General features: G+C 64.4%; 15 protein-coding genes. 3 read left to right on the top strand and 12 right to left on the bottom strand.

The window, feature by feature from the left end; genetic code table 11:
* Position 1: 1 nt before the first annotated feature.
* The gene (locus EV687_RS10195) at positions 2-979 is read right to left on the bottom strand and encodes an arsenic resistance protein (RefSeq protein ID WP_122230174.1); all 978 of its coding nucleotides are present in this window, start codon (positions 977-979) and stop codon (positions 2-4) included.
* A gap of 245 nt (positions 980-1224) precedes the next feature.
* Between EV687_RS10195 and EV687_RS10190 the strand changes: the two genes are divergently transcribed.
* Positions 1225-3354 (top strand): TonB-dependent receptor domain-containing protein, encoded by a 2130-nt coding sequence (locus EV687_RS10190; protein WP_122230176.1) that lies wholly within the window; start codon positions 1225-1227, stop codon positions 3352-3354.
* A 116-nt stretch (positions 3355-3470) separates the two neighbouring features.
* Here EV687_RS10190 and EV687_RS10185 read toward each other — a convergent pair whose 3' ends face one another.
* From EV687_RS10185 to phnD, 5 genes are all read right to left on the bottom strand, one after another.
* Positions 3471-4262, bottom strand: coding sequence for a MetQ/NlpA family ABC transporter substrate-binding protein (locus EV687_RS10185; RefSeq protein ID WP_242612569.1), 792 nt, complete (start codon positions 4260-4262; stop codon positions 3471-3473).
* A gap of 223 nt (positions 4263-4485) precedes the next feature.
* Positions 4486-5319 carry a phosphonate ABC transporter, permease protein PhnE gene (gene phnE, locus EV687_RS10180; protein WP_122230178.1) on the bottom strand — a complete coding sequence of 278 codons (834 nt, stop codon included), beginning with the start codon at positions 5317-5319 and terminating at the stop codon, positions 4486-4488.
* A complete protein-coding gene (gene phnE, locus EV687_RS10175; protein ID WP_122230180.1) occupies positions 5307-6107 on the bottom strand; it encodes a phosphonate ABC transporter, permease protein PhnE in 801 nt (266 codons plus the stop codon). Before phnE (EV687_RS10175) ends, phnE (EV687_RS10180) begins: the two co-directional genes overlap by 13 nt.
* Positions 6104-6934: a phosphonate ABC transporter ATP-binding protein gene (phnC, locus tag EV687_RS10170; protein ID WP_122230182.1), complete on the bottom strand. Its 831-nt coding sequence runs from the start codon at positions 6932-6934 to the stop codon at positions 6104-6106. The genes phnE (EV687_RS10175) and phnC overlap by 4 nt, the downstream gene beginning before the upstream one ends.
* 23 nt (positions 6935-6957) lie before the next feature.
* A complete protein-coding gene (gene phnD, locus EV687_RS10165; protein WP_122230185.1) occupies positions 6958-7935 on the bottom strand; it encodes a phosphate/phosphite/phosphonate ABC transporter substrate-binding protein in 978 nt (325 codons plus the stop codon).
* Positions 7936-8237: 302 nt separating this feature from the next.
* Between phnD and EV687_RS10160 the strand changes: the two genes are divergently transcribed.
* On the top strand, positions 8238-10703 hold the full coding sequence (locus tag EV687_RS10160) for a glycerophosphodiester phosphodiesterase family protein (protein ID WP_122230187.1): 2466 nt from the start codon (positions 8238-8240) through the stop codon (positions 10701-10703).
* A 373-nt stretch (positions 10704-11076) separates the two neighbouring features.
* On the top strand, positions 11077-11934 hold the full coding sequence (locus EV687_RS10155; RefSeq protein ID WP_122230189.1) for an OmpA family protein: 858 nt from the start codon (positions 11077-11079) through the stop codon (positions 11932-11934).
* Positions 11935-11961: 27 nt separating this feature from the next.
* Here the strand turns inward: EV687_RS10155 and lnt are convergent, their stop codons facing one another.
* Genes lnt through EV687_RS10125 form a run of 6 tightly spaced genes read right to left on the bottom strand, consistent with a single transcriptional unit; the run spans position 11962 to position 16778 of the window.
* Entirely contained in the window at positions 11962-13473 is a 1512-nt protein-coding gene (gene lnt / locus EV687_RS10150) for an apolipoprotein N-acyltransferase (RefSeq protein ID WP_162846630.1), read from the bottom strand.
* Positions 13474-13507: 34 nt separating this feature from the next.
* The gene (locus EV687_RS10145) at positions 13508-13963 is read right to left on the bottom strand and encodes a hypothetical protein (RefSeq protein ID WP_122230194.1); all 456 of its coding nucleotides are present in this window, start codon (positions 13961-13963) and stop codon (positions 13508-13510) included.
* A 2-nt stretch (positions 13964-13965) separates the two neighbouring features.
* A complete protein-coding gene (locus EV687_RS10140; protein ID WP_162846631.1) occupies positions 13966-14661 on the bottom strand; it encodes a TadE family protein in 696 nt (231 codons plus the stop codon).
* A gap of 56 nt (positions 14662-14717) precedes the next feature.
* Complete coding sequence (locus tag EV687_RS10135; RefSeq protein ID WP_130466486.1) at positions 14718-15506, bottom strand: hypothetical protein; 789 nt, start codon at positions 15504-15506, stop codon at positions 14718-14720.
* 25 nt (positions 15507-15531) lie between these two features.
* Positions 15532-15906 (bottom strand): DUF192 domain-containing protein, encoded by a 375-nt coding sequence (locus tag EV687_RS10130; RefSeq protein ID WP_122230200.1) that lies wholly within the window; start codon positions 15904-15906, stop codon positions 15532-15534.
* 2 nt (positions 15907-15908) lie between these two features.
* The gene (locus EV687_RS10125; protein ID WP_122230202.1) at positions 15909-16778 is read right to left on the bottom strand and encodes a type II secretion system F family protein; all 870 of its coding nucleotides are present in this window, start codon (positions 16776-16778) and stop codon (positions 15909-15911) included.
* Positions 16779-16780: the final 2 nt, after the last annotated feature.

Genomic DNA, 16780 nt, shown 5'->3' with positions numbered 1-16780 from the left:
GTCAGACCGCTCCATGGGCCGCCGGCGCTTGCGGAAACAGCCGTGGCGCCAACCACAGATAGGCCACCAGCCCCAGCAATTCGACCAGCGACTGCAGCACCACCACCGTGCTGACCAGCGCCAGCTCCGGCCCCAAGGTCAGGGCCAATGGCAGCACCACGAACGAATTGCGCGTCCCCAGGCTGAACATCAGCGTTCGGCCCGAAGCAGCCGGCAGCTTGCAGGTCCGCGCCAGGCCCCAGGCACACAGCAGGGCCATAACCAGGAATGCCACGAATACCGGCAGCAGACCCAGCAGAACCGGTAGTGCCTGCAGCACCACCGTCGCCTGGGCCGCAGCAATCAGCCCCACCACCAGCGCCAGCAGGGGCACCGGCAGCCAGGCCAGCACCGTCGCCGGGTGGGGGTGTCCGGGGCGTTGCGGCCACCAGCGCTGCAAGGCATACGCCAGGGCCATCGGCAACACGATCAGCAGCGCAAACGCCCGCAGCAATTGCGGACTTATCAGCGAAATGCTGAACTGGTTGCCGAAGAACAACCACAGGTAAAGCGGCAGCAGCAGCACCTGCAGTACCAGGCTCAGCGGCGTGAAGGCAATGGCCCGGCGCACGTCTCCGCCTGCCAGTTGGGTGAAGGTGATGAACCAGTCGGTGCAAGGCACCAGCAGCACCAGCGCCACGCCCAGATGCAGCGCCATGTCATCGCCGGCCAGTGGCAGCAGCAGCCATACCAGCAGCGGCACCGCGACGAAGTTGCCGAACAGGGCGCAACCGAGGAAGACCCTGTCGAACAGCGCGGCGCGCAGCCGCGTCAAGGGCGTTTGCGCGAAGGTCGCGAACAGCAACACGGCCAGCACGGGCCAGAGCAGGGCTTCAAGCAGTCCTGCCCCTGCCGGCCAGATGAGCCCTGCCGACAGGCCAGTGCCGATGGCCAGCAAATAGACCACCAGTTGGTACTTCTCCAGTAACTCTCGCTGCATGCCGCATTATCGGTGCAAGGCGGCGGGTCCATGCCTGGCCCTACGGAACAACGAAGCGGCACGGTTGCTGCGGTTCCACCACCCCGGACACGATCTGTTGCATAAACGTAACGGAAACCGCCAAACAAATAATAATGGTTTGCGTTACCGTCATGATTTTTTCACAATGCAGGCTTTCGTGGGGTTTCCCCACCATTTGAGGACGATATCTGCACAAACCGTGCAGATGAACACACGGAGCCAAGATGCCGCGCAAACCTTTCGCCCTGAACCAAACCCCGATTGCCCTTTCTGCGGCGCTGTTGTGCGCCGCAAGCACTGCAGTCGCGCAGACCAGCGCCCCAGAAGAAGCCAAAGCACTGAGTGAGGTGGTGGTTTCCGCCTCCGGTTTCGAGCAGGAAATCAAAAAGGCACCAGCCAGCATCACGGTGGTAACTCGTGAGCAGCTTGAGAACAACCGTACCACGACTCTTGCAGAAGCCCTCTCGGAAGTCGAAGGTGTGGATGTGGGCACGAGTGTCGACAAGATGGGCAACCCCAATATCAGCATTCGCGGCATGGGGCAGGATTACACGCTGATCCTGGTGGACGGCAAGCGGCAAGGGGCCGCAGGAGCGTTGGGTCCCAACGGCTTCGAGGGCTACTCCGCCGCTTTTCTGCCGCCGGTGGCTGCCATCGAACGCATCGAGGTTATCCGAGGCCCCATGTCCACCCTCTACGGCTCGGATGCCATGGGAGGCGTGATCAACATCATCACCCGCAAGGTCTCCGATCGGCTGACAGGCAGCGTATCCGTCGATGCGACCATCCAGGAAAACAGCGACCGGGGCAATCTCTATGGCGGCAACCTTTACCTGAGTGCTCCCATTCAGCAGGATTTGCTGGGCATTCAGGTCCGAGCCAGCACCAAACACCGTGAGGAGTCCCTGCTGGAGGCTACTGGCGATGCTGGAAGCTCCACCATCAGCACCCGTGGCCCCAGTCCGGTGAAAGCCGATATTCATACGCTGGGCACGCGCTTGACACTGACCCCCAACAAGCAGAACGAAATCTATCTGGACGCCGACATTGCTCGCCAGAGCTATGACAACAGCGAGGGCCAGTTGGGCACCATCGGCGTGCGGGGCTACGAGGAAAAGCTCAAGTTCGAACGCAATCAAATCGTTCTCGCCCATAACGGCAACTTCAGTTTCGGCCGTCTTGAGAGTGCCTTGACGCACAACAAGACCCAGAATATCGGTCGCACATTGCCTAACGACACCAGCACGGCAAGAGCCGGTGATCCTCGCACCATCGAAGGCGAGAACACCATTCTCGATACCAAGCTGATCACAACGCTCGGCGAGGCCAACTTGCTGTCGGTCGGAGCGCAGTACTGGCGCGCCAAGATGATTGACGGTGCAGCCGACTCTGATCCCTTCAAGCACACCCAGTGGGCGCTGTTTGGCGAGGATGAGTGGAGTCTGACCGAATCGCTGGCCGTCACGCTGGGGGCCCGCTATGATCATCACAGCGCCTTCGGCAGCCATATCAGTCCGCGTGTCTATGCCGTTTGGGAAACCACCCCCAACCTGACGCTCAAGGGTGGTGTCAGTGGCGGCTTCAAGACACCCAACCTCAATGACCTCGTGGATGGCATCAACGGCTGGAGTGGTCAGGGAACCATTCCATTGATCGGTACACCGGGCCTGAAGCCGGAGAAGAGCACGAACTTCGAATTCGGTGCCCAGTTCGACGACCTGCAAGGCTTCAATATTGGTGGTACCGTGTTCTTGAACAAGTTCAAAGACAAGATCACCTCCGGGAACTCGGTGGAAAACTGCAGTTGGAACGGCCAGCCAAATCGTCCGGGATGTGTGGACTATGGCAATTTCCCTTCCGTGGATACCTACAGCCAAAAGGCCAACGTGGACAAGGCCGAGACCAAGGGGGTTGAATTGAACAGCCGCATTCCGGTCAGCCAAGACCTTTATGCGACTGCCAATTACACCTTCACACGCAGCAAGAACAAGACCACAGGCGCGCAACTGGTCAATACGCCCAAGCATATGTTCAATGCGAAACTGCACTGGAAAATCAACAACCAGTTCAGCAGCTGGGCTGGTCTGACCTATCGTGGTGAACGTCTGCGCAGTGACACCGTGGCCCGTGCCCAGCTTGGCGACTTGAAGGCCGCGACCGTACTGAACATCGGTGGCAGCTACCAGATCAATAAGGCCTTCCGCATCAATGCCGCCATCTACAACCTGCTTGATAAGGACTTCCTGGAGTATGGCTCTTATACCAACAGCAACGGCAATACAGCGTACACCTCTCTCTACAACACGCATGAGGAAGGTCGCAGACTCTGGATATCCGCGACGTATGATTTTTGATCGGGTCGCGTGAAGCCCTGCTGAATGCCTGCCTTGTGCAGGCATTTTTCATGGTGGGTATTGCTTCTGTTGCCGCCTGGGTTGGTGCAGTTTGCCTGCCCAGAAAAGCCGGGCACTCACCAAGGAAAATCGATCAGTTCGCCGTAGAGCCTGCGCAGGATCTGCTTGACCTCGGGCGTCTGCTGGTAGATCTCGATGAACTGGCGAATGCGCGGGTCATCGGCCCGTTCGGGCAGGGTGACCCAGCGGATCGCATAGCGTCGCACGTTCTCGGGGTCGGTGTTGTCGTAGAGCAGGCCATCGGTCTCGGCAATGCCGGCCTGCTTGGCGAAGGTGGCATAGGTCACCGAGGCGGTCACGTCGTCGAACGAGCGGGCCGAGTGCGCGCCGTCGATCTGCACGATGCGGATGCGTTTCGGGTTGGCGGTGATGTCATCGAGCGTGGCCGTCGAGGTCACGCCGGCCTTGAGCGTGATGAGCTGCGCCGATTGCAGCAGCAGCAGCGCCCGGGCGGTGTTGACCGGATCGGACGGAATCGCCACCGTCGCGCCGTCCGGAAGGGCTTCACCCTTGTGCAGCTTCTTCGAGTAGATGCCCATGGTGGTCGAGTAGCCGTAGGCAATGGGCACGAGATTGGCGCCCTGGTTGCGGTTGAACTGCTCCAGGAAGGGCTGATGCTGGAAGAAGTTCACATCCACCGCGCCATCAACCACCGCCGTGTTGGGCACCACCCAGTCGCTGAACTCCACCAGTTCCACCTCCAGCCCTTGCTCGCGGGCCTTGGCGATGGCCAGTTCCGTCGCCTCGTTGGCCACGACCGGGATGACACCCACGCGCAATGGCGGCTCGGCCGCCTGAGCGCTGCTGAACAGCATCTGCCCGCAAAAAGCGATGGAAAGCAGCGTCATGTGGATCGGTTTTGTCGATAACAGCATGGAAATCACCTGAAAATTCACGGAACGGACCGCCGGAAGGGCGCCGCAATATCGGGCGCAATGCCATGCACCGGCCTGGCCGGGAAGATGCACTGGCGGCATGGCGGTACCGGCGATTGTGCCGCCTTTCGTGTTGCCAATGCCTGCCGCCCGTTCGATAGAAGGGTCTATCGACGGCGGCTTGTGCGGCAACGCCCTAGATCAAGCGCTGCCGAACCCGGGCGGTGACCCATTCGCTGAGCGCCACGGTGGCAAGGATGACGAGCAGGATCGTTGTCACCTTCGGCCAGGCGAGCGTGCCCAGCGCCGCATCGAGCTTGAGGCCGATGCCGCCGGCGCCGACCAGGCCCAGCACGGTGGATTCGCGGATGTTGATGTCCCAGCGGAACAGGCTGATGCCCGCCAGCGCCGGCGCTATCTGCGGCACCACCGCCCAGGCCATGACCTGGGTTCCGGTCGCGCCGGTGGCCGTGACGGCTTCCACCTGGCGCGCATCGATTTCCTCGATGGCTTCATACAGCAGCTTGCCGATGAAGCCGATCGAGCGCAGCGCAATGGCGATGATGCCGGCGAACACCCCGGGGCCGACGATGGCCACCAGCAGCAGGGCCCAGATCAGCGAGTTGATGGAACGCGAGGCGACGATGACCGTCAGCGCCAGCGGCCGCAGCACCAGCCGGCTCGGGGTGGTGTTGTGCGCGGCCAGGAAGGCGACGGGCACGGCCAGCAGCAGCCCCAGCAGCGTGCCCAGCGTGGCGATGTTGAAGGTATCCCACAGCGGCAGCCACAGCTCGCCGATGAAGGCCCAGTCGGGTGGCAGCATGCGCCAGCCCACGTCGGCGACCTGGCGCGGCGCATCGGAGACGAAGGCCCAGATGGTGTCCTGCGTCATCACCCGGAAGCACCAGACCACCACGCACAGGGCCAGTAGCCAGCCGAGGAAGACCGCCCATTCCTGGCGCCGCGTGCGCCGGCGCCAGGGTTGCGGGGCCACTGCAGGCCCCGCATGCCGGCTGTTCACTGTATCCATCGGCGGATCCATCCGGCCGCGTATTCGCAGGCCAGCACAATGGCGATGATCACCAGGATGATGGCGGCGGCCGTGTCGAATTCATAGCGGTCCATGGCGGTGTTGAGCGTGGCGCCAATACCGCCGGCACCGACGATGCCGATGACGGCCGATTCGCGGAAATTGATGTCGAGCCGGTAGACCGACAGGCCCACCAGCCTGGGCAGCACCTGGGGCAGCACGGCGAAGTCGAGCACCTGCGCCACGCCGGCGCCGGTGGCGCGCAGCGCCTCGAGCTGGTTGGCCGCGATCTCCTCGATGCTCTCGGCCAGCAGCTTGGCCATGAAGCCGATGGTGGCAAAAGTGAGCGTCAGAAAGCCGGCGAACGGGCCGAAGCCGAACATCACCACCAGGAAGATCGCCACGATGATTTCGTTGAGCGTGCGTGAGAGGGCGATGAAACCGCGACACAGCAGGTAGATCGGCAGCGGCGCGAGGTTGCGGGCGCCGCCCAGCGCGATGGGGATGCTCAGGGCCACCCCCAGCGCGGTGGCGGTCACGGTCATGGTCAGGCTTTCGCGAAAGCCGGTGACGATGTCGCCCCAGCGCGAGGAGAAATCCGGGTGGGCGAAAGCCGAGATGAAGCGCCAGCCGCGCACCCAGCCCTCGCTGATGCGGCTCCAGTTGATCTCCAGTGTGGACAGCGCCAGCACCAGGTAGGCGAGCGCGCCCAGGATCAGGGCCCAGCGCCAGAGCGGGTTGGCGATCAGAGGCGGGCGCCGCCAGCGCCGCAGCGCCGCAGCCGTCATGCGGCGGCTTCCTGCAGCGCGAGGGCCGGCGCCAGTGTCTCGTCGGCCTGCGCAGCGCCGCCGGGGATTTGCCGGGTGATGGCGCTCCAGTCCTCATCGCCATAGATATGGGTGAGCACGCGCTGGTCCACGCCGCTGGCCGGACCGTCGTAGACCACGGTGCCGGCGCGCAGCCCGATGATGCGGGGCAGGTACTCGGTGGCCAGCACCACATCGTGGATGTTGACGATGGCCGCCAGGCCGCGCTCCTGGCACAGCTCCAGCAGCAGGCGCATCACCTGGCGCGAGGTCTTGGGATCGAGGCTGGCGGTGGGCTCGTCGACCAGCAGCAGGCGCGGGTCCTGCATCAGTGCGCGGGCAATGCCCACGCGCTGGCGCTGGCCGCCCGAGAGCGCGTCGGCGCGCTTGTCCTCCATGCCTGCCAGGCCCACGCGTTCGAGCAGGCCGAAGGCGCGCTCGATGTCGCGCGCATCGAAGCGCCGGAACCAGCTGGCCCAGAAGCCCGTGTAGCCCAGCCTGCCCGAGAGCAGGTTCTCCATGACGGTGAGCCGCTCGACCAGTGCATATTCCTGGAAGATCATGCCGATGCGCCGGCGTGCCGCGCGCAATCCGCGCGCATTCTGGCGCCCCATGTCCACGCCATCGAACACCACGCTGCCGGCGCTGGGCACGACCAGCCGGTTGATGCAGCGGATCAGGCTCGACTTGCCCGCGCCCGATGGGCCGATCAGGCCGACGACCTCGCCGGCCCCCAGCTGCAGCGACACGCCCTTGAGCGCCAGGTCTCCGGTCGCATAGCGCTTCTCCAGCCCTTGCAGTTCAAGCATGCCGTCTCTCGCGGTCCCGGCGCTCACTGGCAGGTGTACTTCACGCCCACTGCCGCGTCGATGTCGCGCACCACTTGCCAGTGTTCCTTGTACTCGATCGGGATGAACTTCTCCTGCGGCGGCTCGCTCTTGTTGAATTCCTCCGCGAGGGCCGAGCCTTCCCAGTCGAAGCTGAAGAAGGCTTGCCGGACCTTGTCGGCCAGCTCGGGCTTGAGGTTGTAGACGTAGCCGTAGCCGGTGGTCGGGAAGGTCTGCGACTTGTAGATGGTGCTCAGCTGCTCGGGCTTGACCACGCCGCGGCCTTCCATGCGCTGCAGCACCGAGTTGGCCACCGCGGCGGCCGGGTAGTCCTTGTTGGCCACGCCCAGGATCGAGTTGTCGTGCTTGCCGGAGAACACCGGCGTGTAGTCCTTGCCGGCCTCCATCTTGAATTCGTTGGAGAGCAGTGCCGATGGGGCCTTGTAGCCGGAGTTGGAGGTCTCGGAGGTGAAGGCGAGCTGCTTGCCGCGGATGTCCTCGACCTTGTCGATGCCGCTGCCCGGGTAGGTGATGATTTCCATCTCGTAGCCATAGCGGCCGTCCTTGGAAGCCATCATCGCAAACGGCACGAACCCGGCGCAATTGACCGCCAGCGGATTGGAGCCGGTATTGAAGCCCGCGACGTGCAGGCGGCCCGCGCGCATCGCCTCGAGCTGCGCCGCATTGGACTGGACCGGGAAGAACTGGACCTTCTTGCCCGTCACCTGCGCAAGATGTTGCAGAAAGCCATCCCAGACCTTGGCATACACGGCGGGATCCTCGACGGGCGTGTAGGCGAAAACGATGGTGGCCGGGTCGATCCATTGTGCCGCGTCGGTGGGCGCATCGGCCACCAGGTCGCCATTGGCATCGGTATAGCGAGGGTCGAGAGCCTGGGCGGTCGATGCCAGGGCCAGTGCGCCGGCGAAGCAGGCGATCGCGCGGCCCAGTGCGGTGAACGTGGTGAGGGTCGGTGCTTTCATGGAGTCAGGTCATGGCGTGGAATGAAAACACCGAATCTAGGCAGCCAATGTGTCATGGACATGACATGGCCGCGGTCCCCGGCCGTCGCGGGGGCACGCGCTTTCATTCGCCCCCATGGGCGTTCGCAGCTTTTCATGAGCGCCCGCAGGGCGAGAGCCAGAACCAGAGTCAGGGAGCTCCTTGTTTTCTACAAGCCGGACACAAGAAATGAAACCAGATATTTCACGGGATGCATCATCAAATAACTGAAATATGCGCTCCATAGACTCCGCACCTTCTGAATTTTCTGAAAGATGGCCCGATGAAAGCGAAGTTCTTCCTGAGTTCGATCATGTGCGCCGTGATGCTGGCCGCCTGCGGCGGTGGCGGCGATGACCCGCAGCCCGCGCCCGGCGATACGGACAACGGCAGCAATCCGGGGACCGACCCCGGTGGGAGCGATCCGGAGGCAGGCGCGGGCGCCTATCCGGGCATCTGCAACAGTGCCATCACCTCCACGAAGGCGCTGGGCAGCTTACTGAAGGCGGCCGAAGCCCAGGTCCTGCTCGAGGAGAACTTCGACACCGCCACCACCCTGCCGGCGGGCTGGAGCGTGGTGGCGCATCCGGGCGCCGAATCCGGCAGCGAGGTCATCAGCTTCGACAATGGCAGCCTGATTCTCGATGGCACGCGCCATGACAGCAGCATGACGACACTCGCGCTGCCCGCGGAGTTCGACGGCATCGAGAACTTCCGCATGGAAGTCGAGTTCACCTTCCTCTCGGCCAACAACGCCTCGCGCTGGGGCAGCCTGATGTACCGCACGACGCCCGGCGACAAGAAGTCGCCCTATTTCCAGTTCGCCATCCGGCAGACGGCGACTGCTTCCAACGGCACGGAATTCGCCCAGCGCACCGCCGCCGAAGGCTGGAACGTGATGGCCTCGAAGGCCTACGGCGAGGTCATCGACGCGCAGAAGACCTATACAGCCACCGTGGTGGTGCATGGCAATCGCGTGCGCCAGTACCTCGACAACGTGCTGCAGCAGGACGTGGTCTTCCCCGAGGACGCGCGCGCATCGGGCGGTTTCGGGCTGTCCACCGCGGGTGTGAGGATGCGTGTCAACAGCGTCCGGATCTACGAGCAAAGCGAGGCCCTGCCGGAGCTGAAGGACCCGATTGCGGTCCAGCAGGCGCCAACGGGCGTGCCCATGGCGCCGACCATCGTGCAGGCCGTCGCCTCCGGCGCGGCGCTGGATCAGGCCACGCCCAGCCAGCACATGTTCTGCCTCGACAGCAGCCTGAACGTGCAGGCCGGCGATGGCGCGTCGCAGGGCGCGCTGCAGGACTACCTGGCCAATGGGGAGCGCAATACCCTGGCCGTGTTCTATGTGTCGGACGAGGCCACTGCCGACATGCTGATCGAGAAGAGCAAGGCGCTGGATCTCTCGGACGTGACGCTGGCTTCCGACAACGCCGAGCTGCTGCGGCGCATCCGCGTACAGGTGCCGAACTCGCGGGTCGCGCTGGACTTCTCGCGCAGCGCGCTCGAAGGCACGACCGAGAACATCCTCCATGTGGTGGGCGAGACCAACAAGGCGCTGGCCAAGATCGCCATCGTGCCGCCGTCGCTGGCCACGCGCGGGAGCATCACGCGCATGCAGCAGCTGCTGATCACCCCCTGGGCCGCCACCGATACCGATGACATCCAGGTCGCCGCGGCCATCCTGACCAGCGGGGTCAACGGCGTGCTGGCCAATCACCCGCAGGTCTTCACCGAGGTGCTGGGCATGTTCCCGGAGAACACGCTGCTGCGCAACCCGTTGGTGGTCGGCCACCGCGGCATCCCCGGCTTCCTGGACGAGAACACGCTCGAAGGCGCGAAGCTGGCCGTCCAGGTGGGCGCCGACGCCGTGGAGAACGACATCTACAAGACCACGGACGGCCATCTGGTCATCATGCACGATGACACGGTGGACCGCACCACGGGCGGCAGCGGCCCGATCGAGAACATGACGCTGGCCGAGGTCAAGCAGTTGCGCACGTCGCGCGGGGCCGAAGTCCCGACGCTGATGGAATTCTTCGACACCTTCAAGGGCCAGCCCATGGTCCACTTCGTCGAGATCAAGAGCGCCACCCCGGAAGTGGTGGACCTGCTGGCCGAGGAAGTCGAGGCGGCGGGCGTGCGCGACCAGGTCGCCACGATCTCTTTCCACACGGCGCAGATCAACCGCATGAAGAATGTGATGCCGGAGGTTGCCGTCGGCTTCCTCAGCGGCGGCAGCGGCAACCTCAAGGACGTTCTGGAGGCCACGCAGAACTATTCCACCACCTACAACCCGGGCTATGGCTCCCTGACCCAGCCGCTGCTGGAGGCGGCCAAGCATCGCGGCGTGACCTTCTGGCCATGGACGGTGAACGACCAGGGTGCCTTCCAGCGCCTGTACGTGCAGGGGGTGCACGGCATCACGACCGACCACAGCGACTGGGCCTCGAGCTTCATCCAGCAGATCGAGCTGGCCGGGGATGCGCCGACGGCCTCCGTCGGTCAAGCCATGGCACGTCCGATGATCCGCGTCATCAACAAGCAGGGCGAGGCCAGCGTTGCCTACCCCAGCCACGCGCTGGTGCTGCCGGGCTCACCCGCCCACGAGGCCAGCGCTGCCGGTTCGGTGGTGTTCCAGCAAGCCGGCACGGCTTCGGTGCTGTTCGGCTACACCCACCGCATTCCGGGCAGCTCCTACATCTACCATGTCTTCATGGATCCGGTGGAGGTCAAGGTCGAGTAAGCCTGCGCCCGCGTCCGGACCTCCGGCTGAATGAGAAAGGCGCACAGCCGGCGCGCGCCGGCGGCTGATGAATCCCGGGTTCCTGCCCCGGGATTCATCGCTTCCGGGAAAACGGCCCGGGCGATGGAAAACAAGTCCAACAAAATCAGTGACTTCTGACAATTGGATACCGGCCCGGTCAAATATCCGCAATACCCGGGCCATAGAATCCAGCCCATCCTGCCCTTGCAGATTCGATCGCTCCGCATCCACCCAATACCAACAGCCGATGCACTGGCGCCGCAAAGGCCAGGGGTACTGAAAGCTGGATGATTCCGAATATCCCTTGTTCCCCGTCACCGCATTTCCGGCAAACCCATCGCGCACATTTTTTATGAGAAAAACGCATTATTGGATACCGATCATTGCCACGGCCTTGTGTGCCGCCGCCCATGCCGGCGAGCCGCTGCTGCCGGCATTGCCGGGCTACACCCTCAGCTCGACCAAGCAGGAGAATGCCGCCGGCTATCCAGAGGCCATGATGGAGCGCTTCTGGTGCACGGAAAATACCTATTGCGACGGCAAGGCCCCCGGCTTCGATGAAGAGGGGCATCTTGTCGTCGAGGGGACGCTGGCGCAATTCGTCTTCTCGGAAAACCCCACCGACACCCGCCTCAGCGAACAGGCCATCAACCGCAATCTCGACGCAGCACTGCGGCAGGCCGGGGCCGAACTGCTGACGGCGGTGCCCGATTCGATGCCAATGCATGTCTACCTGCTGAAAAAGCCCGGCAGCAGCACCTGGATCGTCACCGAGGTCAATTACAGCTCCAGCTACAAGCTGACGCAGATCGAGCAGAAGGAAGCCGGGCAGTTGATCAGCGCCAACCAGCTGCGCCAATCCATCGAGACCCAGGGTTTTGCCACCTTGCACATCAATTTCGACAACAACAAGGCGGACATCCGGTCCGACGCCGCTCCGGCGCTGCAAGAGGTCGCGCAATTGCTGAAACAGGATCCGCAACTGCGTCTTGCCGTGCAAGGCCATACCGACGACGTCGGCACTGCCGCCGCCAACAAGGCGCTGTCGCAGCGGCGCGCCGAGAGCGTGGTGGCGACGCTGGTGCAGGCCGGCATCGACGCGGCGCGGCTGCGGGCCGAAGGCCATGGCGCCGAGCAGCCGGTGCAGGACAACCGCAGCGAAGCCGGCCGCGCCGCCAATCGCCGGGTCGAACTGGTCAAACTCGACTGAAATCGGGCAAGGCCGCGCCTGGCTGCATCATTGCACGCGCGTCGCCAGCCACTGGCGCAGCCGCATGTATGGCGTCTGCCCGGTGCGGGGCAGAACCGCACCGCGGAGCACCGTCGGCGCGCCACGCCAGCTCTGCAGCAGCTCGCCGCGCGTGCCGATGATGGCGCTGAACCCGACATTGTTGGCGCGCACCAGCGGCTTGTTGGCCTCGGCGGCCCGGACTCGGGCGATCATCAGGGCCTGCCGGAAGTAACTGCGCGACGGGACCCAGCCATCGTTCGAGATGTTGACCAGCAACTGCGCGGCCTGCGCCTGCCGCGCCGCCACGTCGGGGTAGGCCAGCTCGCTGCAGATCGTCAGGCCCAGATCAACGCCGGCCAAGGAAATCCCAGGCTGGACAACCGGCCCGGCGAGCAGGTCGGCCATGGGATAGCGGTATAGAAAGCGGTAGGCCCAGCGGATCATCCAATGCTCCGGGTAGTACTCGGAGAACGGCAGCAGTCGCTCCTTCAGGTACCACTGCGGCGCGCCCGTCCCGTCGAGGGCCAAGGCGGCGTTGTACTGCCGGCGGTGCACCCCGTCCATTGCCGTCAAGGGGGCGCCCAGTATCACCTCCGTGCGATGCTGCTGCAGCAGCGCCAGCAGCTGTTGCCGGTAGTCTGCATGGAGGGCTTCTGCCGGTTCGACCAGGAAAAGTTCGGGGAAGATCACCAGCTGCCCCGCAAACTGTGACGCGGCATCTTGCAGTTGCATCAGCCCGAGAGTTTGCACCGCCGGGTCATAGCGCTCGTCGCCCGGCCATTGCGTGTGCACGAGATTGACGTGGCGCGGCGCATCAAGGGCGTGGGTCCACTCCAGTTGCCGCAGCGGCCAGGCGACCGCCACCCATGCCAGCAGTGCCCAGAATGCCGTCGAATGCCGCAGGCGGCGCAGCCATGCCGGCCGCGTCGGCCGATGGAGATCGGCAACCACCGCACCCAGTGACCAGGCCAGCATCCAGAACAAAGCGGTGACGCCGGGTGCGCCGACCAGCGGATAGAACGGCGCCAGCAGCGGGTTGTCGATCTGCATGTCCCCTTGCATGGCCCACGGCATGGCCCAGATTCCGCTGCAGCGCATGCCCTCGGCCAGGGGCAGGCCAAGAACCAGGGCCAAGGCCTGCGACGCGACACGAGGCACGCCCAGCCATGGGCCCAGGCCTCGCACCATGCCGTAGCCAATGGCATACAGGGCCGTATGCAGCATCAACAATGCCGTGCAGATCAGCGCGGTGCTGCCGATCCCGTTGGCTGGTGGTCGATAAACCGCCAGGCCCAGCCAGAACAGGGCCGCAGCCAGGTACCCCCCCATCGCCAGGCTCAACGAGAGCAGTTCGGTGCGGTACGCTGCATGCCGGCGCAGAAAGAGGCCCAGGGCCGTGGCTGCCAGCAGCATCCATAGCCATCCTGCGGGCAGAGCGACCGGGAGGCCCAGCAGAATCCCCAGGCCGAAGGCTGTCGCCACGCGGTAGCGGGCCGCAACCGCTGAGGTGATCACCATTGCCTCGTTGCGCGAAGGCCGCCGCGCCCCGCCATCACAAGCGGTCCAGCTCCGACCGGATGGAGCGCAGGTTTTCCTCGATGCGCAGCCTGCGCGCATCGTGATCGGCCGAGTCCGGCGGCAGTGCCTCCAGGCTCTGCTGCTCCCGGGACAGTTCGTGTTCGAGGATCAGTCGCCGTTCGTCGTCATTCGGCACGACTCTGGGCCGCGCCGCAGGGAGGGCTCCGGCGCCAGCTTTGGCCGGGCTTGCCGCAACGCCGCCAGCCAGCGTCGTCGTCGTTGATTTTTCCATGCCACTGGAGCAGCGGCCGTCCATGCCGGACGGCCCCGTCGCGCTCTCCCGCATACCGCCGATGATGTATTGGACATTGTGTTCCGAGCACAGCAGTGGCTCGGCAGCCATCGCCGGCCCGGCCGGTATCAGGCAGATCGGCATCAGGCAGGCCCGTTGAAGCAGCCTGTGTGCAAGCGCCATGGCTTTCGTCGTCATGGCTAGTTCGGGCGCGGGTCGGTATGCATCTGCACGGTCGCGAAAGAGACGATCGGCACCCGTCCCTGCAGGTAATAGCGAACGCAATCCGAAGCGGAGGACTGCCCCAGCACCGAAGGCTTCTTCCATGCCGTGACCTCCGAATCGCTGCTCATCAGCGGACACATCACGCGCGAGACGATGGCCTTCATCAATGGCACCTTCAGCTCGTAGCCATATGTGACCTTGATGCGCAGCACATTGGCGTCTCGCAGGGAGATGCTCGCGCCATTGACCGGCGTGGCGGTGCGGAACTCCAGATTGTCATTCGGAATATAGGTGCGATTGTTCTTGTCCTTGAGTCCATAGACACGGAATGCTTCCGCGGACGGACTCAGGATCTCCAGCGTTGTATAGAGTTGGTAGTCGAGCTCGGCCTTGATGCGTGCGGCTACCAGGCTGGAGACTTCACTGCCCTTGAAATCCAGCGCGTTGACATAGAACGGCAGCAAGCCCTTGATCAGCGACTCCTTGATGGCCGAACGCTGTGCGTGTTCCGTGGCGCCATGTCGCGCAGCCATGAACACCGCGTTGTTGAGGGTCAGCTTGGCCATGTAGAGCAGGCCGGCCTGTATCAGGCAGAACGTCAGCAGGATGGCAACGGGCGTCACGATGATGAACTCGGCCATGCCCGCCCCCTTGATGCGATGCAGGGACAAGGGCCTGGCGCAGGCTCGTCGGCGGTGCTGGATTCGCTGCATCTGGAGCCTCCGGACTAGGGCTGGGTCGTTGGCACTTCCAGGCCAGACAGGGCGGTCGAATTTCTGCCCTGATCAGCCGCACGCGCGGGATCCTGAACGCGGAATGCGGCACCGGCATTCGGATTCGGGGCGGGCACCGTCGTGACGATGGCGGATGCGGCGTCAGATGCAGCCGCGCCGGTGGCCTGCGCTGCATCGCGGAACAGCGGCGTCAACTGCGCGCTGAGTTCCTGCAGTTCGCGTTTCAGACGCTCCGGCGCCGCGCTTTCCTGCGCCCGCGCCATCTGCAGCGCCAACTCGGCCTGCGAGAGCCGGATCAGCGTCAGGTTGTAGGCCGAGCGCACGTCCTGCGGATTGATGGCCAGCACCTGTTCGAAGGCCATGGCCGCCTCGGCCAGATCACCGCCGAATGCCGTCGCCGTGGCATAGCCGAACCACACCTGGGCATTGCGGGGATGGGTCTGGATCAGCCCCTTGAAGGCGGATGCGGCCTTCTCCCACTCGCCATCCGCATAGGCCTGCTCGGCCTGCTTGAGGGCCTCCATGGCCTGGGCCGACTGGATGCGCTGGGCCTCCTGTGCCTTTGGATCGTCCGCCGGCGCTGTCTGCCGCTCCCGTGCGGCGCGCTGCTCCTCGGCGGTCTTCGGCGGATAGTTGCCGCCCAGCACGCCGGGAGTGGCGGTGATGAACGGGGAAGGCGCGGCAGATGTCTGGGAGGTCGTGCCGCAGGCGGCCAGCAGCATGGAACACAACAGGGTCAGCGCGGTGGCGCGGATCCTGCGCACGGCGGCTGGGTCGGACATGGGATGGATGGTGGGCATGGCTTGGCTAGCTGGATGATGGACAGGCAGGCATGATCTGCACGCGGTCGCCCGCATGCAGGCCGGCGGCACGGGCCTGGCCGGCGGGCATTTCAAGCACCGAGGCGGAATGCCGGGCGATGCGAAAACGCCATGGCGGGACGTTCCCGGCCACGCGTACCACATGGTCGTTGCGGTCGAGGAACACCACGTCGATGGCATAGCGCATGCCCACGGTGTGGATGCTGCCGCACTGGCCGATCCAGAGCGCCTCGCCAGCGCGCAGCGGACGGCCGAACAGCAGGCCTGCGGCGCGTTGATGGAAGCGCCGCGCCATGCCGACGCGGTATCCCGAATCGCGCTCGTTGATCAGCAACTGGTGGTCGAAGCAGTACGTGGACATGCTTACAGCCCCGAGGCCATGAACTTCATGACGATCGGGAAACCGATCACGATGAAGGTGCAGGGGAAGATGAACATGATGAGCGGACCGAGCATCTTCACCGGCGCCTCCATGGCGAGCTTCTCGGCCCGCAGAAAGCGTTCGATGCGGCGCTGGTCGGCCTGGGCGCGCAGGATCGGGCCGAGATTCGAGCCGGTCCGGTCGCCTTGCACCAGCGCACTGACAAAGCTGGTTACCGGCGTGAAATCGAGGCGCTCGGAAAAGTCGCGCAGCGCATCGATGCGCGACTTGCCGGCGCGCACGTCGCGCAGCACGCGGTTGATCTCATTGACCAATGGCCCGGGCCGGCTGCGGTTGACCGCCTGCTGCAGGGCGCCCGACAGGTTCAGGCCGGCCTCGACCGACAGGATCAGCAAATCGATGAAGAAGGGCAGCGACTTGAGGATCACCAGATTGCGCTTCTTGGTGATGTCCTTGAGCCAGAGATCCGGGTAGAAGAAGGCGAAGACACCAAGACCCACCGGAATCACGAGGCTGGAACTCCCCAGCATGCCAACGATCAGCCAGCCAAACAGCAGGCCGATGGCGGCCGACACCAGTTTGCCGGCAAAGAACTGCGCAGGAGTCAGCGCGTAGCTCTGGCCGGCACGTTGCAGGGCCAGCAGATAGCGCTTCTCGCTGCGTGCCGACAGTGCCCAGCGAAAGCTGGCCGCAATGAGCTGGATCAGCGGCCAGAACAGCCGGAACAGCAGCGGCGGGCGGTCCTTGTAGGTGCGGTCCTCGCCGGGCGTTTGCGCGAACAGCTGGAAGATCGCGTAAAACCCCAGCGCCACGGCGCCGCCCAGGCAGATGGCAAAAAGCAGTTTGTCCATGG

This window comes from Corticibacter populi (genome assembly GCF_004217315.1).
Classification (GTDB): domain Bacteria; phylum Pseudomonadota; class Gammaproteobacteria; order Burkholderiales; family Burkholderiaceae_C; genus Lampropedia; species Lampropedia populi.
This window is presented reverse-complemented; position numbering and strand designations above follow the sequence as displayed.